Origin of the sequence: Blastopirellula marina (genome assembly GCF_002967715.1) — a bacterium.
Taxonomy (GTDB): Bacteria; Planctomycetota; Planctomycetia; order Pirellulales; family Pirellulaceae; genus Bremerella; species Bremerella marina_B.
On the sequence record NZ_PUIA01000085.1, the window covers coordinates 56,932 to 82,872 of the forward strand.

24 protein-coding genes and 1 pseudogene are annotated in these 25,941 nt (G+C 54.2%); 15 read left to right on the top strand and 10 right to left on the bottom strand.

Annotated features, from left to right (window positions below; translation table 11 throughout):
* Positions 1 to 169: 169 nt before the first annotated feature.
* Positions 170 to 709: pseudogene (locus tag C5Y96_RS28235) on the top strand (REP-associated tyrosine transposase).
* A 76-nt stretch (positions 710 to 785) separates the two neighbouring features.
* Here the strand turns inward: C5Y96_RS28235 and C5Y96_RS25225 are convergent.
* Complete coding sequence (locus tag C5Y96_RS25225) at positions 786 to 1,214, bottom strand: acyl-CoA thioesterase (RefSeq protein ID WP_105359207.1); 429 nt, start codon at positions 1,212 to 1,214, stop codon at positions 786 to 788.
* A gap of 15 nt (positions 1,215 to 1,229) precedes the next feature.
* The gene (locus C5Y96_RS25230; RefSeq protein ID WP_105359209.1) at positions 1,230 to 1,820 is read right to left on the bottom strand and encodes an HAD family hydrolase; all 591 of its coding nucleotides are present in this window, start codon (positions 1,818 to 1,820) and stop codon (positions 1,230 to 1,232) included.
* Positions 1,821 to 1,999: 179 nt separating this feature from the next.
* Here C5Y96_RS25230 and C5Y96_RS25235 point away from each other — a divergent pair, with 179 nt between their 5' ends.
* A complete protein-coding gene (locus C5Y96_RS25235; protein WP_105359211.1) occupies positions 2,000 to 3,256 on the top strand; it encodes a PQQ-binding-like beta-propeller repeat protein in 1,257 nt (418 codons plus the stop codon).
* An 86-nt stretch (positions 3,257 to 3,342) separates the two neighbouring features.
* Positions 3,343 to 4,680 carry a Trx7/PDZ domain-containing (seleno)protein gene (locus C5Y96_RS25240; protein WP_199188794.1) on the top strand — a complete coding sequence of 446 codons (1,338 nt, stop codon included), beginning with the start codon at positions 3,343 to 3,345 and terminating at the stop codon, positions 4,678 to 4,680.
* An 80-nt stretch (positions 4,681 to 4,760) separates the two neighbouring features.
* On the opposite strand, the gene C5Y96_RS25245 is transcribed toward C5Y96_RS25240, so the two are convergent.
* On the bottom strand, positions 4,761 to 5,846 hold the full coding sequence (locus C5Y96_RS25245; protein ID WP_105359215.1) for a hypothetical protein: 1,086 nt from the start codon (positions 5,844 to 5,846) through the stop codon (positions 4,761 to 4,763).
* A gap of 142 nt (positions 5,847 to 5,988) precedes the next feature.
* On the opposite strand from C5Y96_RS25245, the gene C5Y96_RS25250 reads away from it, so the two are divergent.
* Positions 5,989 to 6,222 (top strand): hypothetical protein, encoded by a 234-nt coding sequence (locus tag C5Y96_RS25250; protein WP_105359217.1) that lies wholly within the window; start codon positions 5,989 to 5,991, stop codon positions 6,220 to 6,222.
* 2 nt (positions 6,223 to 6,224) lie between these two features.
* On the opposite strand, the gene C5Y96_RS25255 is transcribed toward C5Y96_RS25250, so the two are convergent.
* The 4 genes from C5Y96_RS25255 to C5Y96_RS25270 all read right to left on the bottom strand — a co-directional run bounded on the left by C5Y96_RS25255 (position 6,225) and on the right by C5Y96_RS25270 (position 9,903).
* Positions 6,225 to 6,875 (bottom strand): DUF1080 domain-containing protein, encoded by a 651-nt coding sequence (locus tag C5Y96_RS25255; protein WP_105359219.1) that lies wholly within the window; start codon positions 6,873 to 6,875, stop codon positions 6,225 to 6,227.
* 178 nt (positions 6,876 to 7,053) lie between these two features.
* Positions 7,054 to 7,278 (bottom strand): hypothetical protein, encoded by a 225-nt coding sequence (locus C5Y96_RS27190; protein ID WP_146115807.1) that lies wholly within the window; start codon positions 7,276 to 7,278, stop codon positions 7,054 to 7,056.
* A gap of 576 nt (positions 7,279 to 7,854) precedes the next feature.
* Entirely contained in the window at positions 7,855 to 8,937 is a 1,083-nt protein-coding gene (locus C5Y96_RS25265; protein ID WP_105359223.1) for a PA0069 family radical SAM protein, read from the bottom strand.
* Between the two features lie 78 nt (positions 8,938 to 9,015).
* On the bottom strand, positions 9,016 to 9,903 hold the full coding sequence (locus C5Y96_RS25270; RefSeq protein ID WP_105359225.1) for an SMP-30/gluconolactonase/LRE family protein: 888 nt from the start codon (positions 9,901 to 9,903) through the stop codon (positions 9,016 to 9,018).
* 152 nt (positions 9,904 to 10,055) lie between these two features.
* Here C5Y96_RS25270 and C5Y96_RS25275 point away from each other — a divergent pair, with 152 nt between their 5' ends.
* On the top strand, positions 10,056 to 11,042 hold the full coding sequence (locus C5Y96_RS25275; RefSeq protein ID WP_105359227.1) for a 3'(2'),5'-bisphosphate nucleotidase: 987 nt from the start codon (positions 10,056 to 10,058) through the stop codon (positions 11,040 to 11,042).
* Here C5Y96_RS25275 and C5Y96_RS25280 read toward each other — a convergent pair.
* The 3 genes from C5Y96_RS25280 to C5Y96_RS25290 form a co-directional block, all read right to left on the bottom strand.
* Positions 11,039 to 11,380, bottom strand: a complete 342-nt coding sequence (locus tag C5Y96_RS25280) for a Rieske (2Fe-2S) protein (protein WP_199188795.1) — start codon at positions 11,378 to 11,380, stop codon at positions 11,039 to 11,041. The two genes, C5Y96_RS25275 and C5Y96_RS25280, sit on opposite strands and share 4 nt — an antisense overlap.
* A 15-nt stretch (positions 11,381 to 11,395) precedes the next feature.
* Positions 11,396 to 12,454: a 3-deoxy-7-phosphoheptulonate synthase gene (locus tag C5Y96_RS25285; protein ID WP_105359231.1), complete on the bottom strand. Its 1,059-nt coding sequence runs from the start codon at positions 12,452 to 12,454 to the stop codon at positions 11,396 to 11,398.
* 146 nt (positions 12,455 to 12,600) lie between these two features.
* Positions 12,601 to 13,092, bottom strand: a complete 492-nt coding sequence (locus tag C5Y96_RS25290) for a hypothetical protein (protein WP_105359233.1) — start codon at positions 13,090 to 13,092, stop codon at positions 12,601 to 12,603.
* Positions 13,093 to 13,172: 80 nt separating this feature from the next.
* On the opposite strand from C5Y96_RS25290, the gene C5Y96_RS25295 reads away from it, so the two are divergent.
* From C5Y96_RS25295 to coxB, 10 genes are all read left to right on the top strand, one after another.
* Positions 13,173 to 14,558: an ATP-binding protein gene (locus C5Y96_RS25295; protein ID WP_105359236.1), complete on the top strand. Its 1,386-nt coding sequence runs from the start codon at positions 13,173 to 13,175 to the stop codon at positions 14,556 to 14,558.
* Between the two features lie 98 nt (positions 14,559 to 14,656).
* The gene (locus C5Y96_RS25300) at positions 14,657 to 15,190 is read left to right on the top strand and encodes a response regulator transcription factor (protein ID WP_105359239.1); all 534 of its coding nucleotides are present in this window, start codon (positions 14,657 to 14,659) and stop codon (positions 15,188 to 15,190) included.
* Positions 15,191 to 15,498: 308 nt separating this feature from the next.
* Complete coding sequence (locus tag C5Y96_RS25305; protein WP_233199125.1) at positions 15,499 to 16,158, top strand: cytochrome c3 family protein; 660 nt, start codon at positions 15,499 to 15,501, stop codon at positions 16,156 to 16,158.
* Positions 16,158 to 19,319, top strand: a complete 3,162-nt coding sequence (locus tag C5Y96_RS25310; protein WP_199188796.1) for a TAT-variant-translocated molybdopterin oxidoreductase — start codon at positions 16,158 to 16,160, stop codon at positions 19,317 to 19,319. Before C5Y96_RS25305 ends, C5Y96_RS25310 begins: the two co-directional genes overlap by 1 nt.
* 65 nt (positions 19,320 to 19,384) lie before the next feature.
* Positions 19,385 to 20,824 (top strand): NrfD/PsrC family molybdoenzyme membrane anchor subunit, encoded by a 1,440-nt coding sequence (gene nrfD / locus C5Y96_RS25315; RefSeq protein ID WP_105359245.1) that lies wholly within the window; start codon positions 19,385 to 19,387, stop codon positions 20,822 to 20,824.
* A gap of 47 nt (positions 20,825 to 20,871) precedes the next feature.
* Positions 20,872 to 22,317: a quinol:electron acceptor oxidoreductase subunit ActD gene (locus C5Y96_RS25320; protein WP_105359247.1), complete on the top strand. Its 1,446-nt coding sequence runs from the start codon at positions 20,872 to 20,874 to the stop codon at positions 22,315 to 22,317.
* Positions 22,318 to 22,350: 33 nt separating this feature from the next.
* Positions 22,351 to 23,574, top strand: a complete 1,224-nt coding sequence (locus C5Y96_RS25325) for a quinol:cytochrome C oxidoreductase (RefSeq protein ID WP_233199126.1) — start codon at positions 22,351 to 22,353, stop codon at positions 23,572 to 23,574.
* Between the two features lie 12 nt (positions 23,575 to 23,586).
* The gene (locus C5Y96_RS25330) at positions 23,587 to 23,970 is read left to right on the top strand and encodes a hypothetical protein (protein WP_146115808.1); all 384 of its coding nucleotides are present in this window, start codon (positions 23,587 to 23,589) and stop codon (positions 23,968 to 23,970) included.
* A gap of 27 nt (positions 23,971 to 23,997) precedes the next feature.
* Complete coding sequence (locus C5Y96_RS25335; protein WP_105359252.1) at positions 23,998 to 24,870, top strand: SCO family protein; 873 nt, start codon at positions 23,998 to 24,000, stop codon at positions 24,868 to 24,870.
* Between the two features lie 47 nt (positions 24,871 to 24,917).
* The gene (gene coxB, locus C5Y96_RS25340) at positions 24,918 to 25,919 is read left to right on the top strand and encodes a cytochrome c oxidase subunit II (protein ID WP_233199127.1); all 1,002 of its coding nucleotides are present in this window, start codon (positions 24,918 to 24,920) and stop codon (positions 25,917 to 25,919) included.
* Positions 25,920 to 25,941: the final 22 nt, after the last annotated feature.

Here is a 25,941-nt window from a genome sequence, read left to right on the forward strand (position 1 = left end):
GACCGCAGAAATCAGAAAATGCGGATTGTATGGACAAAATGCTTTGGCATTCGGGTGAAATAAAACTAAAAAAATGGTCGTAGGATGGGTTTGCTTGCTCCACCCAAAGTGGCCTGGCTGGAATCCCGAGATTTATGCCAAGTGTTAGGCTGAATGCGGAGCGTGTTCAATGGGGCGATATCTTCGAGCTAAACAACCAGGAGGAATCAACTTCTTCACTCTGGTCACAGCGCAAAGACGACCGCTACTTACAACTGCCAGTTCTCGCCGAATCCTGCGCCAATCGATCGAGAACGTGCGTTGCAAACGTCCCTTCGATATTCTTGCCTTCGTGCTACTTCCTGACCATCTCCACACGATCTGGCAGCTACCCCAGAAAGATGACGATTTCTCTACGCGTTGAAGGCTCATCAAAAGACGCTTTTCGCAGCAACTTGCAGCCAACGATTCGTCGATTGAGCGCGGGCGTTTGCCAAAAGAGTACAGCGTCTGGCAGCGTAGATTCTACGAGCATCTCATTCCGAATGAGCAAGATCTCAAACGTTGCGCAGACTACATCCATATCAATCCGTTGAAGCATGGAGTCGTTACATCTGTAAAGGATTGGCCTTGGTCCTCATTCCACCGTTTTGTCGCGCATGGGGAATATGAACCCGATTGGGGCAAGGCCCCAATCTTCTACGGTGACGAGTTTTCACAGTTCGAGTAGCTTAAAGATGGCTATCGCCGAAGACGTCGTAGCCATCCTACGACCTAACATTTGCACACTCTAGCTTTCGGAAGCATTACGACGTTTGAGCCAGGGGGTCCGATTTGAAGGCTTCGATGACTTCGGGGGGAACCCGAGCCGGCATCCGTTTTTCCAGGTCGACGAACGCCCAATTGGTTTGTGCGACGGCGAGAATCCTGTCGTCGCTCTTTCGGCGTATTTCGTACTTACGAACACACGAAGCACGCCGAAACGAATCAACCCAGGTAACAACCTCCAACTGGTCGTTCTCGAACGCTGGGTAGCGATATTCGATTTGATGGGCCCGAACGACCCAACTGCAACCTAACTTGCCATACTCGTCATGCCCCCATCCCTTCTCCAAAGAATGAGCCACGGCTGCATCTTGCATCCACTTCAAGTAGACGAGGTTATTGACGTGCCCCTGCACGTCGATATCGTCGGTTACGACATCGATTTTGTGATGATAGATGTTGGTAAGCATGAATTTTAACAGCAACTAAGCCCCGGCCGTGATCCGCCGTGGGGTGTGAAATTCTCGGACATCAATCACGTGCATTCCGGCCGCCTGACCTGCTTCGATTCCGAGTTGAGCATCTTCGTAGACGCAGCACTTTTCCGGAGCAACCCCCAGCCGCGTGGCCGCTTCCAAAAAGACATCCGGGAACGGCTTGTGACGCATAGTGTCTTCCGAGCATACGAACGCTTGGAAATAGTCGGTGATCTCTAACTGACTGAGAATCCGTTCCATCACCCATCGCATGGCCCCGGTCGCAACGGCCATCGGCACTTTCCCGTGATTCAAGCGAACGACTTCCAGGACCGGCTCGATGGGCTCTACTTCCGAGATCAGGTCAACGAAGGCATTCTCTTTTTCGTGGGCACATTCAGCGGCATTGATCGTCTTGCCCTGCTCTTCGGCCAGAATATTGAAAATACGCTCCGTCGGAACTCCCCCAAGTGAGTAGAAGCGATCCTCAGAGAACTCCAGCCCATGCTTCTGCGTGATCTGACGCCACGACAAGTAGTGGGCTGGCATGGTATCGGCCAATGTGCCGTCCAAGTCAAAAATGTAACCTTCAAATTCCACCGGAATGCCTCTTGATGGTGCGTTAATGCTTCTTCTCTGTTCCCGCTATTGTAGATGCAATGTCCTCTGAATGAAGGGCATTTGAGTTGACTCGGCTAGAGCATGCTGGCGATAATGTGACTTCCCTCCGCCTTGCGCAATGATCCTCCCCGCTCTAACCTTGTTAAGGGTATTGCTGAATGCGTCTGCCGATTTACCTTTCTTTATGCCTAGCACTGCTTTCGTGGAACACCTTGTCGGCTGACAACAATTGGCCTGAATTTCGTGGCTCGGATGGGAATGGAGCCAACTTTTCGGCCAACGTTCCGACCGACCTGAGCGACCCGAAAAACATTGCCTGGCAGGCCGAACCACACGGCAGAGGCTGGTCTTCTCCGGTCGTTTGGGGAGATCAACTCTGGATCACGACCGCCACCGAAGATGGTAAGAAGCAATCCGCACTCTGCTACGACCGCAACACCGGCGAGAAACTGTTCGACCTTCTGTTGTTCGAGAACGACGAAGTCGATGAAGCGCACCTGACCAACAGCTACGCCTCTTGCACACCGGCCATCGAAGAGGGACGCATCTACGTTCACTTCGGCCGCTATGGTACGACTTGTCTCGACACCAAGACCGGCAAGAAATTGTGGGAGCGACGCGACCTTCCCTGCGATCATCATCGCGGACCTGCTTCGTCCCCTATTATTGACGATAAGAACATGTACGTAGCGTTCGATGGCTTCGATGTGCAGTACGTAGTTGCCCTGGATAAGAAGACCGGCAAGACCGTTTGGAAGACCGATCGCAACATCAAGTACAACACCGACAACGGCGACTGGATGAAAGCGTACGGAACGGGTCTACTGATCGACCATAATGGACGTCGACAGTTGATTTATCCCAGTGCGTTCGAGACGCAGTCGTTCGATCCCGAAACCGGCGATATCCTGTGGAGCGTGCAACACGGCGGCATGAATGCGGCCATCCGTCCGATCTATCGCCACGGGCTGGTCTACATCTTCCCTGGTCATGGTAAGAACCTGTTGGTGGCAGTCGACCCATCCGGCAGCGGCGACGTTACCGCGACCCACGTGAAATGGACTGCCGGCAAAGGGGTACCACTGCGTCCCGGTCCGGTCTTCATTGAAGACAAGATCTACATGCTGGATGACGACGGAGTCGTCTCTTGCCGCGATGCCCAGACCGGAGACGTTGATTGGCTTAAACGTATCGGCGGCAATTATCGTGCTGCGCTCACGTGCGCTGGAGAAAATCTGTACGCGTTTACCGATGATGGACACGTGACCGTTTTCAAAGCATCGCCGGAAGAGTACGTCGAGATCAGCCAGGCCGACTTCCCATCCGGGTTTCAGGCATCAGCCGTTCCCCTGGACGACTCACTCTACGTTAGAAGCGTGAATGGACTGTACTGCTTTCGAAATCCCATGCCATAGCTTAGGGTCTGTAGGATAACGGGCTCTGCCACTTTTCAATTCTAAAACCTACTCGTCTTGTCTATCGGAGATCCTCGATGAATCTCATGTCACGTTCCGCTTGCGCGCTCGTAATCGGCCTTATCTGCGGCTTGCCACTCGTAGCGGAAGAAGGAAAGCTGACCCGCGAAGAAAAAGTCTTGGGGGACCGCCAGAAGGTCCTCTCGGATGGCTACTGGATTTACAACGGGTTTGAAGAAGGGATCAAACAAGCCAAAGAGACCGGCAAACCGATGCTGGTTGTTTTACGCTGCATTCCCTGCGAAGAGTGCGTCAAACTCGACGAAGAAATCATGGAGAAAGACCCCGTGCTGCGGCCGCTGTTGGATCAATATGTTCGCGTACGGATCGTAGGCACCAACGGACTCGACCTGAATCTCTTTCAGTACGACTACGATCAATCGTTTGCCGTCTTTCTGATGAACGCCGACAAGACAATCTATGGCCGCTTTGGTACTCGCTCGCACCGCACCGATTGGACAAGCGACGTCTCGATTGAAGGCCTCACCAAGGCGCTCGACGCAGGACTTAAGCTACACGCCAACTATCCTCGAAACAAGGCTTACTTCGCCGGCAAACATGGAGACACGCCTCTGTTTGCCTCGCCTGAGAAGTTCCCTTCGCTCAAGGACAAATACACCGATTCGCTGAATTACGAAGGGGACGTCGTCAAAAGTTGCATCCATTGCCACCAGATTGGGGACGCCCAAAAGACCTTCTTTCGCGACCGAGGGAAAGCAATTCCCGATGAGTATCTCTTCCCCTACCCGCACCCCAAAGCAATCGGGATGATCATCGATCCAAGCGAGATGAATACCCTTAAAGAAATCACCTCGGGTTCGATCGCCGAAAAAGCTGGGCTTCAGGCAGGCGATCGCGTTTTTGCGTTGAACGGACAAGTCATTCTATCGATCGCGGACATCCAGTGGGTGCTTCATCATGCGAAGGACCAGGACGTAATCCAGGCCGATATTGTGCGTGACGATCAGCACGTCCTGAAACAAATCGAGCTCCCCCAAGGCTGGAGGCAACAAGACGATCTTTCATGGCGCGTTGGTGCATGGCCCATGCGGGGAATGATCCTGGGAGGCATGAAGTTGGAAGAAGCGACCCCTGAACAACGTGAGCGTGCGGGGATCACCGATCCCAACAAGATGGCCTTGCATATTCGTTCGGTCGGCCGCTATGGCAAGCATGCATTGGCCAAAAACACAGGCTTCCGAGAGGGTGACATCCTGGTCCGTTTCGATGGCAAGTCTGACCTCATCCGCGAAACGGATTTGTTAGCTTACGGTGCACAAAACTGCATGCCTGGCAAGAAGGTGAAGATCGATTTCATCCGTGGCAACAAGCCCATGTCGCTTACGCTTGGAATGCAAAACTAATTACAGATTGACAACAGAAAAAAGCCCCGCGAAGAGTGCTCTTCGCGGGGCTTTCTCATGCAATTTGCGAAACTACCCTACTATCGACCCGCACCAACCGCGGCACCAATGCCAGCGCCGATCTGGGCACCTTGCTGACCACCAATGGCTCCGCCAATGTCAGCTCCGATGCCAGCACCACGGCGGACGTCAGGATCAGCGAATCGGCGATCGTACATGCGGTTGCTACCGTCGAAGTAGTAACGACCGTTGTTATCGTAGTAGTACTGACGACCGTTGTCGTAGTAGAACCGCATTCCGTCGTTATCGCGGTAATAGTATCCATTGTTGTACTGCGTTCCACGATAACCGGTGGTTTGACGTGGTTGGTAGTTATCGTACCAAGCACCACCGTGTCCGTAGCCTGGACCATGATAGTGGACCCAACCGCCGTTACGGTAAACCATCCAACTATTGGCAGGCGTCCAATACCACCACACACCGTTCTGGTTCTTGAAACGCCAGCGAGCCGTTCGGTCGCTGTTACGATCGATGTCGCCGCGGTTACGCACATGGGCATCGACACGACCGTCAGCGTCTAGCCTCGCGTCGGCATCCAGACGCGAATTCGCATCCAGATTGTCGTCGACGTCAGTTCGACTTTTGACGTTGGCATCAACATTGGCGTCAATGTCGGCCTCCGCTGGGGCGACTGGAAGGTCAGCATTCAACTTCGGTGCATTCGCATCAACCGACGAATCGACTCGAGCTTTCGTCGAACCTTCAAGCGAATCCGTTAACCCTTGGGTAGGTGCTTGCGGAGTCGATAGTGGAGACATCTTAGCATCTGCATCGACACCGGCCTCTACGTCTGCTTTAGGTGCTTCCGCAGCGGCATCCAGGTCAGACTGAACATTGGCATCGACAACTGGTTTCGGTGGATCGGTAATATCAGGAGTGTTAGGCTTGGGCGTGTCAGCAGCGGCCTCAACACCAGCCTCAGCGCTACCAGTGGCAGCGGGTACGGCATCAGCAGCAGCGTTTCCGGAAGCTTCAACCTCACCACTTGCGGTATCACCAGCGGCATCGATCGTGCCGCCAACATCCTGGGCATTAAGTGAGCCAGCGAATGCAAGGCCCGTCGCCGCGACCAATCCAAGAATCCAGTTTCTGGACGAAATCTTCATTTCAAATTCCTTTCTCGTAAGAAGGGGGCATTTCCTATTCGTGATCGCAGCAGCACAAACACCGCTGCGAACGCTTTTGGAATTCATCATTCGTCGACGAATGACGATCATTCACGAATTGAGTTGAGAAACGATAATGGCAATGAGCATGCCAATCCGCTGGAAGACTTCAGGAAAAATGGCTTTAACGCCGGAGATTCGCCCCTTTCACTCGCATTTTCCTTGCACAATCCGAAATACTGGCATCATGCGCGAACAGGAGGCGGTTAATCCTTTTGGTCGTGCGGCAATCACGGTGGTGTTTCCTCATTCAACGAAAAAAGGCCGTCCCAAGTGGAACGGCCTTCTCATTGATTTAGCAAACAAGCTACCGTGAAACTAGTCGGCAAGTTTCTTCAGCTTGATGTTCTTCCACTGCACAGTGTAAGGACCTTGGTCTTTACCAATGCCGTGAACCTGCAGACCGATGAAACCTTTCGGATGCGTCTTGTAGATCTCTTCGTCGGTCAGATCTTCGATTGGTTCGCCGTTGATCCAGGTTTGGATACGAGGCCCCTTGGCAACGACACGGAAGTGGTTCCACTCACCGTTTTTGAAGTGCGGATGCTTCTTGAGTCGTTCCTCTGGCGTCAACCAACCACGACCGGTTGCTTCGCCGTAGACGTAGCCTGCTTCGGCTGGGCCTGATTCGATTTCAACCTGGGGGCCGTTCACGCGACCGTCGTTGGTGTTGCCCTTGGTTTGCGAACGGATCTGAACACCGGAGTTCAGCTTGTCGTGAACCTTGACGTCGAACTCAAGTTCAAAGTCGCCGTATTCTTCATCTGTGCAAAGGAACGAGTTGGGGCTGCCGGTCTTGGTTGTGCCTAGGACCGTTCCGTCCTTCACTTCGTAGGTCGCGGTGCCGTTCTTCTGGGTCCAACCGGTCAGGTCTTTGCCGTTGAACAGTTCGATCCAACCTTCTTCAGCCTGAACGGTTGCCGTGAAACAGAATAGCAACAGACCGAGCATGAGCGACGATTTTTGCATGAGCAGGAAACTCCTAAGTTGAGTGAGTGGATGGGGCTTGGAGAGGGATGCTTATTATCCTTGCCTATTCTGCCGGCTTCAACCAAGCGCACTGCATTTGCATAGAAAAAGCCCCTTTTCGAGGCCGAAACCAAGAAAAGGGGCCGTTGGTTATTCCAGTTGATTGCTTAAATCAGCCCTATTTGCTGCAGCAAGCCGAAACTGCTTCACAGCAAGCCTGGCCTTCCGCACAACAGCTTGGCTTGGCTTCCAGGCAGCAAGCTTCCTGCGTTTCGCAGCATGCCAGCCCTAATGTGCAACAGTCGGCCTGGGGTGCCGACGATGCTGCCGAACCAGGAACGGCCAACGCGCCGAAACCAAGACCGAGTGCCAACAGAGAACCGAATACAAATTTAGTGATCATCGTCACGTCCTTAATTTTTAAATGTCGATGAAATGTGTCTATTGGATCAGCGCGTCACGGACTTTCCGCGCACGTCGACCAGGGGAAAAATTAGAAGACAGAAAGTGGCGGTCGACAGAGCACCGTTAACAGCGCCAGACACACTTCAGAACGTGAATCGGAACAGATGCCGTTCCAGTCCAGGCAACCACACTTGGCATGCGAATCGATGGTTGGAGAGAAGCATCTGCTGAAAAGACATTTCCAATCAAAACCGGTGCCGGATGGTCTACAACAAGACCACGCACCTCGTTGGTTACTGGTTGAATCTGGCACCGGCAATCGGTGCTTCTGGGCGGGGAGTGCTGCTGCGGGGTCGTTGAACTGGGCGCGTGACAGCACGTGGCAACCGGAAAGTCCCCAAAGTCATTTGCTGCCGCACAATGCATACGACACCAACCCGGTCCAATTGCCAGAAACGTGGCAAGGATAAGAATCAGGACTGGTTGAAAAAGTCGATGCATGGATAGGAGAGTCCTAGAGTTGATCTATGCATTCTTCCCATTCCTTTACGGAAGTCAAGTTCAACCCGTTCACTTAGAACATTCGCAATTGCGATTTTCCACTCTGGCCAGGACCACGAAATTGCGAGGTATCTAACTTAACTATACGCTGCTCAAGCCCATAACGCCGCTGGAAAAGGGAAAAGGTTTTAGCGATTGTCGCGGCGATCACTCCTTCTCCCCGCATTCGTGTCCCCCAACGAGAATCGGTCAACTCGCCTCCTCGACAAGCTTCAATGCGTGAGCGAACTCGCTGAGCGTGTTCTGGCAAATGTTCCTTGAGCCAGTCCACGAAAATATCTTTCACCGCGTGCGGCAATCTCAAGAGGGTATAGCCGGCACTGACGGCTCCAGATTCCGCAGCAGCTTCGAGAATCGCGGGGATTTCAGTATCGTTCAGCCCCGGCACGATGGGAGCGACCATCACGTTCACAGGAATGCCAGCGGCGGTAAGCTCCTTTACCGCCTCAATCCGGGCCGCGGGGCTCGACGTCCGGGGCTCCATCAGACGCGTCAGTTTTTGTTCGAGAGAGGTGATACTTACGTTTACACAAACCAAGTGGTGCCGGGCCATCTCTGCGAGTAAATCGATATCCCTTAGGATCAGCGCATTCTTAGTGATAATCCCAAGCGGCTGCCGAGCATCGAGGGACACTTCCAGGCATCCTCGCGTGACTTTAAACTCACGCTCCCCTGGTTGGTAGCAATCGGTTACGCCTGACATGGCAATCACTTCGCATTTCCAGATTCGCTTACGCAGGAAATTGCGAAACAACTGCGGAGCATCTTTCTTGACCATGATCTTGGTCTCGAAATCGAGCCCGCTGCTGAAGCCGAGGAACTCATGATAGGGCCGGGCATAGCAGTAGCTGCATCCGTGCGCGCAGCCCCGATAAGGATTCAAGCTGTAGGTAAAAGGAATGTCGGGACTGCCGTTCTTGGTAATGAGCGACTGCGTCACATCCGCGAAGTACTCCGTTGGCACCTTCCGTTCGGCGAACTGCTCGGTATCGGCTGGATCGAGATGCTCCAGATCCTGCGCAACACTCAGCCGCTCGAATCGATTGGTGGGATTATCGCTGGTCCCACGTCCCACAATTTTTCGGGCAGATTCCATTGCCTGGTACCATCGGCATGAAGGATTTTGAACGGTGCCAGGAAGTATACATGCGTATACACTTCTTGCCAAGCGAATTTAGCCGGCAAATAGGTATGTCGTCGCACCGCTCACGCCAGGCTGGCAGCGGAAGATGCCGCCTGCCTGAGGAAACTGCCTGAGTTGCTCGTCGCTAAGCCCTTTGCGAGGTGTGGTGATATAGAGTTCGTCGAGGTTTTCGCCACCGAAGCAACAGGAAGTGACGTTCGGACAAGGGATTTCTACCTTTCCGATAAGCTCGCCGGTACGCGGGTTCCAGCGGCAAACCGACGCACCGCCCCACATTCCGGTCCACAGCATCCCTTCGCGATCGATCGTCATGCCATCGGGCTTGCCGATTCCCATCGATTCGGGAATGTCGACTACGGTTTGACGATTGGAAATCTCGCCGGTCTCAATCTGGTAGTCGAAAGCGTCGATCTTCCGCGTCGCCGTATCGATGTAATAGAACAACGAATGATCAGGAGACCAGCAAAGGCCGTTGCTGTTTACCACCCCAGGAACAACCGTTTCGTAGTTAAACAGGCTATCGAAACGGTAACAATTAGCATCACCCGGCGTGCGTGTGTCGGATATCGTGCCGGCGAACAACCTTCCCTTGGGGTCGCATTTTCCGTCATTAAAGCGGTTGGTCTGCGAATTGGTGTCTGGGTTGACCACCTTCGTGACCTCGCCCGTCTGGGGGTTAAGCCGCACGATCCCATCGCGCGTGCCGACGATCATATCCCCTTTCGAAGTCGCAATCGCAAAGCTGCATTCTTTCTCGACGGTCCAAGACTCATTCTCACCACTGCCTGGATTGAAGCGGTTCACTAGGCTATTTTCGATATCCACCCACAGCAATTTTCCTGTCGTGGCATCCCAAGAGGGCCCTTCCCCCAGCGTAGCTTGAATATCGAGAACGCACTGAGCTTCGTATGTCTGCATCGGGTTATCCGCCGGTCAGCTGTGGGGTGTTGTGAAACGTCGGTAAGACTTTTTAAAATATGGAGTTGCTTGGTAATCAAGCGGAACCGCCGATCGTAGGCTGACCAGCCGAGATCTGCAAGGATGTCCTCCAGCCCCCGAATTCCAACCTCATGGCCGATAGCCAATACACCCAGGAACTTCGCGTCGCCGTTCAGGCTGTCGTCGAAGCCAGCAAGATCTGCCGCCACATTCAGTCGACGGAAGATTTTGTTGAACTGTCTAAAAACGACCGCAGCCCGGTTACCGTCGCTGACTTTGGCAGCCAGGCCGTTGTGTGCAAGGCAATCTCCGAGGCTTTCCCTGACGATCCCATGATCGCGGAAGAAGACTCGGCGGCCCTTCGACTGCCTGACCAGGTCTCGGTGCTCAATCGCGTGGTGAAAGAAGTCGCCAAGGTAGTTCCCGATGCAACACAGGAGCAAGTTCTCAGTTGGATCGACCAAGGAATCTCGCGGGATCCAGCTCCTCGTACGTGGACGTTAGATCCGATCGACGGCACCAAAGGCTTCCTGCGAAACGAACAATACGCAATTGCCCTGGCACTGTTGATTGACGGCCAGGTGAAAGTCGCGGCCCTGGCCTGCCCGAACCTCGGTACGATTGAAAGCGACGAAATCGGTTACCTCTTTACCGCCATCCGAGGCGAAGGCGCTTACGTTTCGCCTCTCTCGGATCCTACGGACCGTACTCGCATTTCCACCTCGGGATGCATCATCGGCCGCGATGCTCGGTTCTGCGAATCGGTCGAATCGGGACATAGCGATCACAGCTGGTCGTCGGAAATCGCCACGGAACTCGGCATCACTCGGGATTCGGTTCGACTCGATAGCCAGGCCAAATATGCGGTTGTCGCACGGGGCGAGGCAGAGATCTACCTGCGTCTTCCCACGCAGGCTGGCTACGTCGAAAAGATCTGGGACCACGCCGCAGGATCGCTCGTTATCGAAGAGGCAGGCGGAACGGTCACGGACATCCACGGACATCCCCTCGACTTCTCGCGCGGCGCACTGCTCTCTGAAAATCAGGGCATCATTGCGACCAATGGCGCACTGCACGCAGCCGTGGAAGCGGCTATGAAAAAGGCAAGCGCCGGCTAAATCAGCCGCACCGAATTGGGTACTACGGGGAGTTCAACCAAGAGTTGCTCCCCTTCGATGTGCACAGCATATGTCTTCACATTGAAGCGATCGGCATCTGCATCGAGGTACTTCCCATCGGAAAGTCGAAATCGCCATAGATGCACTGGGCACGATACGACGCCGTCGCATACGTTCCCTTTCGCAAGATTGGCCCCCGCGTGAGGACACATCGCATCGATTGCGAAGACACCCTGATCGGTCTTGAATAGACCGATCCACTGTTCGTCCACGACAACCAATCTTCCTCCTAGATCAGGAAGATCGGCCATCACAGCGATTTGTACAAACTGAGACACGATGCGATAGTCGCCTTAGGCAGAGACCAGCGACTTGAGACGTTCGTGAGCTTCCAGTAGCAATTCTTCGGTCTCGTCCCAACCAATGCACGCATCGGTGATCGAGACGCCATACGCAAGCGTGCTGGGATCATCAGTCAGCTTTTGATTGCCTGGCAAAAGATTGCTTTCCAGCATCACACCGGCAATTGCCCGGCTACCAGCCATCCGCTGATCGAGTACGTCGCGGAAGACACCTGCCTGACGGGTATGATCTTTGAGCGAATTTCCATGACTGCAATCGACCAATAGCCGTGCCGGCAAGTTCGCCTTTTCCAGAGCAGCAATCGCTTCGGCCACCGACTCACGCGAGTAATTCGGACCGGAACGTCCACCACGCAGAATCAGGTGCCCCCAAGGATTCCCCTTCGAGTGAACCACGCAGGTCGCCCCTTCGGTATCGATGCCCAGGAAACTGTGCGGTGCGTTGGAAGACGTCATCGCATCGAGGGCAATTTGCAGGTCGCCATCGGTTCCATTCTTGAAACCAATCGGCATCGACAACCCACTGGCCATCTGACGATGCGTGGGTGATTCGGTCGTGCGAGCACCAATCGAGGCCAACGAGATCAGGTCGGCGATGTACTGTGGTGTGATCGGCTCTAAGGCTTCGCTGGCAGACGGCAGGCCCATCTCGGCCAGAGTCAGTAGAAGCTTGCGAGCCAGTCGGTAACCTTCGACCATGTCGAAGGTGTCGTTCAGGTGCGGATCGTTGATCAGCCCCTTCCAGCCCACCGTTGTGCGTGGCTTCTCGAAGTATACCCGCATGACCATCAGCATCGTTTCAGAAACCTGGTCAGAGAGCTTCTTCAGACGTTTACCGTATTCGATCGCCATGTCGACATTGTGAATCGAGCATGGGCCAACCACGGCAATCAGGCGATCCTCGTCCCCTGCCAAGATCTTCTGGATATGCTGACGCGATTCGAAGACAAAGTCCTGGGCTGCCTCCGAGATCGGGAACTCACGCTTGATCTCAGATGGTGGAGCCAGCTTTTCAATTCGGTGAACGTTGATGTTGTCGGTCTGGTGCATGATCCTGCCTACAGGGGCGGCCTAATCGAACGAGGGAAACCTCTATCATGTCTCAACGCCCCCGATTCTCCTAGGCGGCTAGTTGCCAGGGGGGATAAAATTGGGGGCGGATATCGCGATTTTGCTGATTTACGCGAGAAAATTCATCAATTCTCAGTGGTTTCGCTCTCGGCGGGGGCTTCAGATGAAGCCTGCAACTCTTTCAGAAGTTCGTCGGAATGTCGATCCCAAACGCCACGCGATTTGTCGTCCAGTTTGGCGTAAACACCGATTTCCGTCAGTTGGTGGCTCTCCGGATCGAATCGAAGCCCATTCTTGCGGGTAAATGCCCCCAATGCGATCGTCATCTCCTGCCCGCCGGGAAGATCATCTTTGCTGTAGTAGTGAAACGCGTCGTTCAACGTGATGCCGATGCTGGCCAGCGGTTTGTCCGACTCGTTTTTCACGATCAGTGCCATTTCCGAGTCGACTTCCGCCACACGGATCGCGATCGGAAGCGGGTTATCCGACTTTTTGGGCAGGGAAACCCATAGGAAAATCAGCATCGAAATCGGCATCAGGACCACGACGGCCATAAAGCAGGAAAGTCCGAATCTCGAAAGCCGAAGTTGATTGGGATCTTGAGCGAAATCATTCATCAATTAATCTGTCCTCAGGCAGGCATCGCCATGTTTACTTCTATTTTTCGCTTCTAACCCACAAGCTGGCTACCCGCCTCATGCCGCAAACTTCCCATTTTGATAACGGGCTGCCCCTCCTGGAAGGGCGCAAGGCGCGACTAACGATTAACACGGCGTGGTTAATCAAGCTGCGTTGGGTGGCGGCTTTCGGTCAATGGATCACGATCGCGACGGCCATGTTCGTGCTGGGCATCGAGATTCGCTGGCAGCCCCTGGCCACGATTATTTTTCTAACCGCGAGTAGCAACCTGCTGCTCACGTATCTTTTCGAGTCTCTCCGATCTCGTGACCTGAAAAGCCTGGCAGCCTGGGAAACGCTGTTATTCGCCGTCATGTTGATGGATCTAGGCTTTCTGACGGCAATGCTTTATTTCACGGGAGGCATCACCAACCCATTCGCTGTGTTTTATCTGGTGAACCTGGCCTTGGCCGCGATCGTGCTTACCCCAAAAAACACGGGCATCCTGGCCTTGGTTACCGTGGGATGTATCGGCCTACTGCTTTTGGCCAGCTATCCGCTCCCACTGCTGGGCAGTTGGAAAATTGAACATCTGGCCACAAGCACCATCCCAGTCCACGACTTATTAGCAGGAACAGCGGTGGCCTTGGTCACTTGTGCCATGGTCGTTGTGTACTTCACGACGCGATTAAACGTCGAACTACAGCGAAAAGAAGCGAACCTGCGGCTGAACGAAATGAAGCAGGCCCGAAGCGAGAAGTTGGAGGCCCTGGGAACTTTAGCGGCAGGTGCTGCCCATGAATTGTCGACCCCACTGGCCACGATTGCCGTGGTGGCCAAGGAAGTGCAGCGAGAACTAACCCAGGTTGATGTTTCCGCCGAGATCAAGGAGGACATCTCGCTCATACGCAGCGAACTCGATCGATGTCGAGCAATCCTGGATCAGATGTCAACCGATGCCGGCCAGGCAACCGGAGAACCGATCGTTCGATTTACAGCAGGCAAACTCCTGGAAGAAGTTACCGAAAGGATGGATATCCAGCATAGAAGCCGCATCAATATCGACCACAACATACCTGAGGTGGAAATCAGCGCCCCACTTCACCTCCTTTCGCAGGCCATTCGCGGGCTGGTGAAAAATGCCCTCGATGCGACGCCTGCCCAACAGTCGATTCAGCTAAACCTGGGCTCAACCAGTGACAGTCTGATTGTTTCGATCCGAGATCGAGGCATGGGAATGCCGCCTCACATTCTGGCACGTATCGGAGAACCATTTTTCACGACAAAAGAACCAGGCTCTGGTACCGGGCTAGGTGTATTCCTAGCGAAAAACGTTGTGGAAAAGCTGAACGGGGATGTCACCATCGATTCGGTACCAGACCAGGGCACGACGGTGATCGTACGGATCCCCCGCATCACGACGACAAATAATGAAAAAACCCCGCCGATCTCCCGCCGTGACTAATAGGAATTTCCCTCGGTATTTTCTATAGTCATGATTCTGACGCCGTCATCATTAGTCAGGTAAGTACCTGGCCATACATTCCGGAATCGGCGAGAATCATGACGCGACCTACAATCCTCCTCGTCGATGACGACGATATCTTGCGAAACAGACTAACCCGAGCGTTTTCGTCGCGCGGTTTTGATGTCTATTCCGCCAAGACCAAAGAGGACGCCGTTACGCAAGCCCAAGAGGCGCAACCGGATCGCGCAGTTCTGGACTTGAAAATGCCGGAGACTTCGGGGATTGAAGTTCTCAAAGATCTTCTTAAAGTATCCCCTTTAACGCAGGCCGTTATCCTGACTGGCTATGGCAGTATTACGAATGCTGTTGAAGCTGTACGTCTGGGTGCGGTCAATTACCTGACGAAGCCTGCGGATGTGGATGAAATATTGGCCGCTTTCGATAACCAGGAAGCAGTAGCACCTGAATCGCAGGGCCAATCCTACAACCCACAATCGCTGGCTGAAGCCGAATGGGAGCATATCCATCGGGTCCTTAACGACTGCGGTGGCAACCTTTCAGAGGCAGCCAGACTGTTGGATATTCCACGGAGAACGCTTCAGCGAAAGCTTAAGAAGCTGGCTCCTTAAGGTGAATTTAATTCACACCCCCCATCCTAGTGCGACCTATTGTCGCGTCGTGCGAAAGTGGTGGTTATTTTACGATTTACACGCTGATAGCTATGAGTTGCCGGCCCTTTTCGGATCACGGCTTATCGCTTACAACGTTGCAATTAACAACAATCTGCTTTGCTTGAGTTCTGGCCGGATGCCTAGCTCCTGTCGGCCCTTGGGTTTAGCACTTTTCCGTCGCCGTGTCTCTTTGCGAGACGACTCACGACTGAGAAAATATGGACCGCTTTCTATTTCCCAGATGGGTAAATAAGTTCGTACCACTCATGCTTGGCGTTGTCCTCGTTGGGGCCGCCTATGGTGGATCCGTGCTTTTTGTCACCACGTCACCCGAGATTCTTAATCGGGGCTATCGACCAGAGCAGCCAGTTCCATTCAGCCATAAGCTGCATGCTGGGCGTTTGAAAATGGACTGCCGCTACTGCCACAACACGGTCGAAAAGGCCGGTCACGCGGCAGTTCCTCCAACCGAAACCTGCGGCAACTGCCACAGCGGTGCGGATTCGAGCGGTGCCACGAAATACGCCGCTGTTCACGCGACCAGCGTGGCTTTAGAGCCGGTTCGCGAGAGCCTGGCAACTGGCGAGTCGATCGATTGGACGCGTGTGCACAATCTGCCTGACTTCGTTTACTTCAATCACAGCGCTCACGTAACCCAAGGGGTTTCGTGTGTTGAGTGCCACGGTCGTGTCGACAAGATGGACGTCGTCCAGGTTGTGGAGCCGATCTCCATGTCGTGGTGCTTGGAGTGCCATCGCGATCCTGATTCGCACATTCGCCCAGCCGACGAAGTCACGAATCTTGCTTGGGGTACCGAGGCTGGCGGCAACGCCATGTCTGACGAAGAGAAGCGTCTGCTCGGCAAGCAACTGCGTGAAGAGTTGAACATTAACCCATCGACTAACTGCTCGACATGTCATCGATAATGCCTGAGAATAAGAAACCGAAGTACTGGCGTAGCCTCGGCGAGCTCGAGGGAACTCCTGAATTCGAGCAGTTCCTGCGACAAGAATTTCCGGAAGCTGCCGAAGAATCGCCGACCGGCATGCCGCGTCGCCGCTGGATGCAACTGATGGGGGCCTCGTTGGCATTGGCCACCGGAGCTGCCGGCTGTCGCTACCCAGAAGAAGAAGTGATCGGCTTCCGCTATCCGGAAGAAGACATCGCTCCTTTCTCGCGTCGCCCTGAAGGTCGCATTCCAGGCAAGCCAGAAAAGTTTGCCACGACTTTGACTGTCGCCGGCAAAGCCTGCCCGGTGGTTGCTACCAGCTATGATGGTCGCCCGATCAAGATTGACGGCAACCAGTTGCACCCAATGGTTGCTGGTGCCGACACGTACTCGTTGGCCACCTTGCTGCACCTGTACGATCCCGATCGCAGCCAATATCCGATCGAACGCGACGTCAACGGTCAGCACTCGCGATCATGGGACGAATTCGCCGTTTGGTGGAAGGAACAGTCCAAGAAGCTGGAAGGGGGCAACTCATCGAAGTTGGCCATCCTGCACCAGACCAACACTTCGCCATCCGTTCTCGCCCAAATGAACGAAGTGGCCAAGAAATTCCCGCAAGCCAAGTGGTACCAGTACGAGTCCATTTCCGGCAACACCACGCTGGGAACCGAACTGGCTTTCGGCAAGAAGCTGCGGCCGCTGCTGAATCTCGAAGCTGCCGACATCGTGGTCGACCTGAGTGCCGACACGCTGGGTAGCCACCCGACGCACGGCGTCAACAATCAAGCTTTCGCCAAACGCCGCGCCCCAGAAGATGGCCCAATGAGCCGTCTGTACGTGGTCGAAAGCCGCTTTTCGGTTACCGGAATCGCTGCGGATCACCGCCTAGCGGTTGCTGCTTCGCAGATGCCTAGCTTCGTGGCCGATCTGGAACAGAAGATCGACGCCGCTCTCGAATCTGGCGAAACGAAAGAGAAACCAGCCGAGAAAATCGACATCATCATCACCGCCATGGTGAACGACATGGTCAGCCATAAAGGCAAGAGCCTGGTGGTGGGTGGCGAATCGCTCGATGCCGAGACTCAGGCACGCATCTGGCGTATCAATAACAAGCTGGAAAACCTCGGCAAGACGGTCTCCTTCATCGAAGAGCCAAAGTTGGCTCGCGACAAGGTCGGAACAATCGCCGACCTGGCTGCCGCAATGAATGCTGGCTCGGTCGATACGGTCATCTTCCTGGGGGGCAACCCACTTTACGATGCCCCTGCCGACGTCGACTTCGTTGCCGCGATGGATAAGACCAATACCCAGGTCTACTACGGCGATTACGAGACCGAGACCTCGAAGAAGTCTTCGTGGCACCTCCCCTCGTCGCACGGTCTGGAACAGTGGGGCGATGCGATCGCTTACGACGGCAGTTTCTGCGTCGTACAGCCGCTGATCTCGCCGATCTTCAAGACCAAAGACCCGATCGAATTCCTGAGCGTGATTGCTGGCTCGCCCATCAGTGAAACACTGGAAGCTGTCAAGCAAACGGTCGCCACGGCGTTTTCTGGATCGGCCACCGAAGCCGCTTGGACCAAGGTGCTGCACGATGGCTTCATCGCTGACTCAGCTCCTAAAGCTGTTAGCGTCTCGCTGGATTCCTCCCTGGATCTCGGCGACGTCTCGGTTGCCACTTGGCGTGCAGGTTTGGGCGAAGCCTTTGAACTGATCTTCCACCCAGGTGCCGGCCCTTACGACGGTCGCTATGCCAATAACGGTTGGCTTCAAGAACTGCCAGAGCCGATAACCAAGGTGACCTGGGACAATGTCGTTACCATGAGCCCCAAGACGGCCGAAACGAACGGCGTCAAACAGGCCGAATTGGTCGAGATCTCGGCCAACGGTAACACGGTCACTTTGCCCGTATACATTCAGCCTGGCCAGGCACACGGCACCCTGGCCGTTGGCCTTGGTTACGGCCGCACGCACGCTGGTGCTGTGGGTGGTAACGTCGAGGAAGGCATTGATCCGGTAGGCGTGGACGTCGGTCCGCTCCGCACCCAGGCCACGATGAACCTGGCCACCGGCGTCACGATCAAGGGTACCGGCAAGACGTTCAAGCTGGCGACCACGCAGGACCACTTCGCAATCGACTTGCTCGGTATGCGAGAAATCGGTCGTCGCGTAGGGGAACTGGTTCGCGAAGGTTCCGTTGAACTCTTTGAAGAACACCCCGACTTCGCCAAGCACGTCGTCCACCTTCCACCCAATGGTGACCTATGGGCAGAACAAGAGTGGATGAAGGAATCGTACGACGGTCACGCTTGGGGCATGTCGATCGACTTGACCAAGTGCACCGGCTGTAACGCGTGCACGATTGCCTGCCAGTCGGAAAACAACATTCCGATCGTCGGCAAAGAAGCCGTCTCGGTTGGTCGTGAGATGCATTGGATTCGTGTCGATCGCTACTTCAGCGGCGACATGGAAGACCCCAAGGCGGTCTCTCAACCGGTTACCTGTCAGCAGTGCGAAACGGCTCCGTGCGAAAGCGTTTGCCCGGTTGCCGCTACCGTTCACAGCGACGAAGGCCTGAACGACATGGTCTACAACCGCTGTATCGGTACCCGCTACTGCGGTAACAACTGCCCATACAAAGTACGCCGCTTCAACTACCTGGATTGGCGTGCCAGCGATCATCGCTTTGAAGCCGGCAATCAGGAATTAGCGAAACTGATCTTCAACCCCGAGGTTACCGTTCGTAATCGCGGTGTGATGGAAAAGTGCACCTACTGCGTGCAACGTATCCAGAACACGAAGATCGAAGCCAAGGCCGAACGCCGGGCCATTGGCCCCAACGAGATTCAGGTTGCCTGCCAGGAAGCTTGTTCCTCGAACGCGATCCAATTCGGTGACCTCAACAATCCTGAAAGTGACGTCGCCAAGGCTCACGCGAATCCACGTTCGTATTCGATGCTCGCCGAGCTGAATACCAGGCCTCGCACGCGTTACCTGGCTCGGATCACCAACCCACATCCATGGTTGGCTCCGGAAGTGGAAGAACACCACGGCCACGATGATGGCGACCATGCCCATGAGCATGCGGAAGGTGATCACGATCACGAGCATGCCAAAGAAGAAGAGAAGCACTAAGAGCTTCCCGAGCGTTACCTATACCCTTTAGCAGTCAGCCAAAGTTCACATAACCAAGAGTACGAATGGCCACCGTAAACGAAGTCATTGACACCACGATCGACGATCCGGGCAACCGGACGCCGCTTGTGATTGGCGGGCACGACTACGGCTCGATTACCCGATTGGTGTGCGGCATCAACGAGAGCAAGACGCCAATTGCCTGGTACGTCGCCATGCTTGCGTCGTTAAGCTTGTTGGGCATGCTGGGGGGTCTGATCGGCTACTTGATCTTCACCGGTGTCGGTGTCTGGGGTAATAACAACCCGGTTTACTGGGGCTTCCCGATCGTGAACTTCGTGTTCTGGGTCGGTATCGGTCACGCTGGAACGCTGATCTCCGCAATTTTGTTCATCTTCCGTCAGAACTGGCGTACGAGTATCAACCGTTTCGCGGAAGCGATGACGATCTTCGCGGTGGTTTGTGCCGGTCTATTCCCAGGCATTCACATCGGTCGCGTCTGGGTCTTCTACTGGCTGTTCCCACTGCCGAGCTTGCAGCTGGCGATGTGGCCACAATTCCGCAGCCCGCTGCTGTGGGACGTGTTTGCCGTTTCGACTTACGCGACTGTTTCGTTGATCTTCTGGTACACCGGCATGATTCCGGATCTGGCAACTTTGCGAGATCGTACCAACAACAAGATTTTGCGTATCGTTTACTCGGTTCTGTCACTCGGCTGGACCGGCTCGGCCCGCTCCTGGTCGCGTTATGAAAAGGCTTACACGCTGTTCGCAGCCCTGGCGGCCCCGCTCGTTCTTTCGGTGCATACAATCGTTAGTTTCGACTTCGCCGTTTCGCAGCTTCCTGGCTGGCACACGACCATCTTCCCCCCTTACTTCGTCGCTGGTGCGGTGTTCTCCGGGTTCGGGATGGTACTGACGCTGATGGTTCCTGCCCGACAGTTATTCGGCCTGCAGGATGTGGTTACCAAGCGTCACTTGGAAAACGTCTGCAAGATTTTGCTGGCCACCGGCTCGATGGTCGGTTACGCCTACGCGATGGAATTCTTCATTGCCTGGTACGGCGGCAACATGTACGAACAATTCGCATTCATCAACCGTGCATTCGGCCCTTACTGGTGGGCTTACTGGATCATGGTTTCCTGTAACGTGATTAGCCCGCAGTTGTTCTGGTTCAAGGTCTGTCGCACAACGCCATGGCTGATGTTTGTGATCAGTATCTTCGTGAACATTGGGATGTGGTTCGAGCGATTCGTGATTACCGTCACTTCGCTGGCCCGAGACTTCCTGCCATCCTCGTGGGGCATGTTTGAGCCGACATGGGTTGACTACGGAATGCTTGTGGGCAGCTTTGGGTTGTTCTTTACGCTGTTTTTACTGTTCGTCCGTTTCGGTCCGATCGTGGCAATGGCAGAAGTCAAATCGGTGATGCCGTTCCCGCATCACAACCGCCGAGAGGAACCAAACAATCCTCATGGTGATTTCCACGACGATCCAGATCAATAACTCCTAAGTGATTCCATTCCCTGGATTTCCAGCAGGGCATTAAATAGATGTCAGAAGATACGAACAACACGGAACCCAAGCTGATCGGACTGATGGCGCAGTTCGACGACCCCGACTCCTTGTTGGCGGCGTGCGAGAAGGTGAGAAAGGCCGGTTACACGAAAACCGATGCCTACACGCCCTTCCCTCTGCATGGCATCGACGAAGCCCTCGGGATCAAGCCGACCATCCTGCCATGGATCGTGCTGACGCTCGGGGTGATGGGTGGATTCGCCGGCCTTGGTCTGCAGTACATCACCAATGCTGAATGGTATCCGTTCATCATTTCGGCCAAGCCTGTCTGGAGTTTGCCAGCCAATATTCCGGTGATCTTCGAGTTGGTTATTTTGCACTCGGCTATCGCCGTGTTCCTTGGCATGCTGGCCTTGAACAAGTTGCCGACGTTCTCGAACCCACTGTTTCGCGTACCTGAGTTTGCTCGGGCAACCGACGACAAGTTCTTCCTGACGATCGACGTCAACGACGAAAAATACAAACCCAACAAGACTCGCGATCTGATGGATGGCCTGGCTGGCCAGACGGACGTGATCGAGGTCTATGAAGACCCGAGCCCAGCAGAAATCCCCAAGATCATCAAGTTCGTTGGTATTGGTGCCGCCGTTGTTGCCCTGATTCCTCCGATCTTGCTTTGGCGGGCCTATTACCAAACATCGACCGTGCCGCGTATTAATCCGATTCGCGATATGGACATCCAGCTCCGCGGCGATACCCAAACGATTAGCCCTGTCTTTGCTGACGGTCGCACCATGCGTCCGCGCATTCCCGGTACCGTCGCTCGCGGCGAGTGGATTGATCCAATCATGTTGACTGGTATCGTTCCCGACGCAGGCAAACAAAACGTCGCCTTCCTGCAGGATGATGAAGCACCGAAAGAAGGTGACCAGAAACCAGCCGCTGAAGAGAAGCCTGCGGAGGAAAAGCCGGAAGCCGACAAGCCGATGGCCGAAGACAAACCGGCAGAAGCAAAGCCTGCCGATGAAAAACCTGCTGAGGGCAAGCCGGCCGAAGGGGCCGCTCCTGCCGCTCAGCCGGAAGAGCCAGAACCAAACTGGGTCAAGATTGCTCCGATCACCGTGACTCGAGCAACCTTAGAGCGTGGACGCAACCGTTACAACATTTACTGCTCCGTGTGTCACGGCTTGGCAGGCGATGGGGACGGGCTTGTCGCTCAGCGTGCCCTGCAATTGGAGCAACCTACCTGGATTCCTCCAACCAACCTACATACCGATTACCTGCTCACCCAGCCTGATGGCAAGCTGTACAACACCATCACGCATGGTATTCGCAAGATGAAAGGTTACGGCGACCAGATTCCCGCAGAGGATCGATGGGCGATCGTGACATATGTTCGAGCCTTGCAGAAGACGCGAACAGGTACGCCGGAAGAGATTCCAGCCGTTGAGATGAAAGAATTGGAAATTAAAGGTCAGTAAGTAATGGGCGGTCACCACAAACCAACGATCACAGTGACGGACGACGAATCGATCCGCCTCAATCCGGCCTGGCAGTCGGTGCGACTGGTCGCGATGGCGGTTGGCGTCTTGGCGCTGCTGCTGGCCATGGCGATTGGAATGACGCAGGAAAGCTCTTCCTACTTCTTCCATTCCTACCTGACCAGTTTCGTGTACTTCCTTAGCATCTCGCTGGGGGCATTGTTCTTTGTTCCCATCCACCATCTCACACGAGCTGGCTGGAGCGTCGTGATTCGTCGAGTGGCAGAACTGTTGAGCCAAAACTTGATCCCCATGGCGATCTTGTTCCTGGTGATTCTGTTCCCTGTCCTGTTCGGCAGTCACAGCCTGTTTGAATGGAACGATCCAGCCAAGTGGGACGTTAACTCGGCTCACTACGATCAGTTGATCGCTCACAAGTCCCCCTACCTGAATCCGATCTTCTTCACGATCCGAGCCATTGTTTACTTTGGCACTTGGATTTGTATCGCCCGCTACTTCTTCCTGAACTCTTTGGCTCAGGACGGCAACGGCGATAAGCAAATCACTCTGAAGCTGCAAAAGTGGAGCTCCCTGGCAGTCGTGCTGTTTGCACTAACGGTCACCTTTGCTTCGTTCGACTGGTTGATGTCACTCGATCCGCATTGGTTCAGCACTATCTTTGGCGTGTACTTCTTCGCGGGAAGTGCATTGAGCTTCTTTGCTTTCATGACCGTTGTGATCTTCCTGCTTCAGCGGGATGGCAAGATGGCCAACATTGTCACCCAAGAGCATTACCATGACCTGGGTAAATATACCTTCGGCTTCACGCTCTTCTGGGGTTACATTGCATTCAGTCAGTTCCTGCTGATCTGGTATGCGAACATTCCAGAAGAAACCGGCTGGTATCTGCGTCGCCAAGAGCATGGCTGGGCAACCGTGGCGATCATGCTGATCTTCGGCCACTTCTTCCTTCCATTTTTTGGTGTCATGTCGCGACATATTCGCCGCAACAAGTACATCCTCACCGGCTGGGCCGTGTTCATCCTGGTCATGCATTACGTAGACCTTTACTACATTGTCATGCCCCAGGTTTCCCATGGAACTGGTGTTCCGAGTTTCGGCTTGATTGACGTGTGCTGTATCGTCGGAATCGGCGGTTTATACATTAGCTCATTGATCTGGTTCGCCACCGATAAGCCGTTGGTTCCTGTCAAGGATCCACGTCTGAGCGAATCGCTGGCACTTCAGAATCATTAATAAGGTGATTTGATGACGGAAATCACTGAAGACACTCCTGAACAAAACCTGAACGACGCTGCCGTCGAAACCACAGAGGCCGCGCCCCCCCCCGTGTCGGAAGCCCCGATGTACGACGACATGAACACGCCAGTGATCGCATTGGTGGGTTTTGTCAGTGCTGCAGTAACGTTCATTTGTATCATCGCACTGCAAGCAGCTTACCTGCAGTTCGAGAAGCAGCAGTACGAACAAAAGGTCTTCAACGTCAAGCTTGAAGTTGAAGACAGCATTGTCAGTGCCCAGAAAGCCAAGCTGAATGACGGATACAGCTGGGTCAACAAGGAAACGAAGACCATCGGCATGCCCATCGAGCAAGCCATGAAGGTCGTAGCAGACAAATACGAATCGAATTAACCCCTCACGGGATTAAGCACGGATCGAATGCGAGGTTTAGGAACATTTCGTTGGACGTGGGCAGTCGTTTTCTGCCTGGCTCTGGCCACATCGGTGAAGGCTCAGATTGATGAGACTCCCGACGCCGTCGATGGGCTTGGTGTCACCGAGCACTTGAACGAATTACTTCCGCTCGACACGCCGTTCACGGATGATCGCGGTGCCCAGATTCGACTGGGCGACTACTTTGACGGTAAGAAGCCTGTCATCCTGTCGCTCAACTACTCGAATTGCCCGATGTTGTGCCAGCAACAGCTTAATGGACTCGTAAGAACCTTAAGCGAAATGGACGCCAGCGTTGGGGAAGACTTTCACGTGGTCTCGATCAGTATCGACCCACGCGAGTCTTACCAAAAAGCAAGTAAGACACGAATGCGGTACTATCAGGAATATGACCGCCCAGGCACAGCCGAGGGATGGCATTTTCTGGTAGGAGAATCCAAGTCGATCATGGCCGTTGCCAAGGCGACCGGATTTCAATACCGCTACGTCCCAGAGCGAAAAGAGTATGCCCATAACGCCGTGCTGATGTTATGCACGCCAGACGGGCGGATCTCTCGCTACATGTACGGAGTTCAGTTCGACGAGCCAACCTTGCGGTTGTCGTTAGTTGAAGCGAGCGAAGGCAAGATTGGGACCACGGTTGATCAGATTATCCTGACGTGCTTTATGTACGATGAAACATCGGGACGTTACGGCCCCCAGGCCATCCGATTGATGCAGCTCGGTGCGTTCACAACCGTGGCCTGCCTGGCAATCGGATTGATTCCGTTCTGGCTGTTGAGGCGTAAAGCGAGCACCGAAAAAGAAAAGCTCAATTCCAATTCGATGGACGGACACCTTCCGTCCAGTGCGACTTAAATACGAAATTAGACAGAGACGAGATGGTCCCAGAAATAGGTTCAACCATGCTTTCCATCCTGGCGGATACCATGTTTTTCCCGCCCGAGCGGTCGACGGTCGCTGGAAGTGTCGACGGGTTGTTTGACTTCATCTACTACCTGTCGTTGTTCTTCTTTGTGCTGATCATCGGTTTCATGATTTACTTCGTGCTGAAGTATTATCAACGCGACGGGCACACGGAAGCACCTTCCCCTTCGCACAACGAAACCCTGGAAATCACCTGGAGTGTGATCCCGTCCATCCTAGTCGGCGTGATCTTCTTCTTCGGTTTCACTGAGTATCTCAACATGCGAGAAGCTCCGGAAAACGCGTACGAGATCCAGGTTGTCGCCAGCAAGTGGAACTGGGTTTTCAAGTATCCCAATGGTGCCGAATCGGGCGATCTGCACATTCCGGTCGACCGTGATGTGAAATTCCTGCTGCAGTCGCAAGACGTTCTGCACAGTTTTTACATCCCTGCATTCCGCATCAAAATGGACTGTGTTCCCCAACGTTACACTTGGACCTGGGTTCGCGCAACGCACACCACAGGTAGCGGTCTGGACGAGAGCTCGCACGAACCTCTACGTCTGTTCTGTGCGGAATACTGTGGCCAGCAACACTCGATCATGCACCGCAAGGTCTTTGTTCACGAGACCGCGGACTTCGATCAGTGGGTAGAGAAGGCTGCTAACATCCTGGAGAACAACACTCCGGAAGAAGCCGGCAAGATCTTGTTTGGTCGGAAAGGTTGTGCTCAGTGCCACTCGGTGGATGGTGACAACTCCGCGAAATACCCAGGGCCTCCGCTCAACGGCCAATGGGGTACCGAACGTCAAGTTACCCCACGCGGTTCTAGCTCTCCGATTACAGTTACGATGGACGAAAACTACGTTCGTCAGTCGATTCGTCAACCAAATTCCGAGATCGTCGTCGGACGCAAGCCAGGCATGACCGTTTTCACGCCGCAGCTGCTCAAAGACGAAGAAATCACGGCGATCATCGCCTACTTGAAATCAATTAAGTAGAAATTTGCATAGGGCAGCCAAG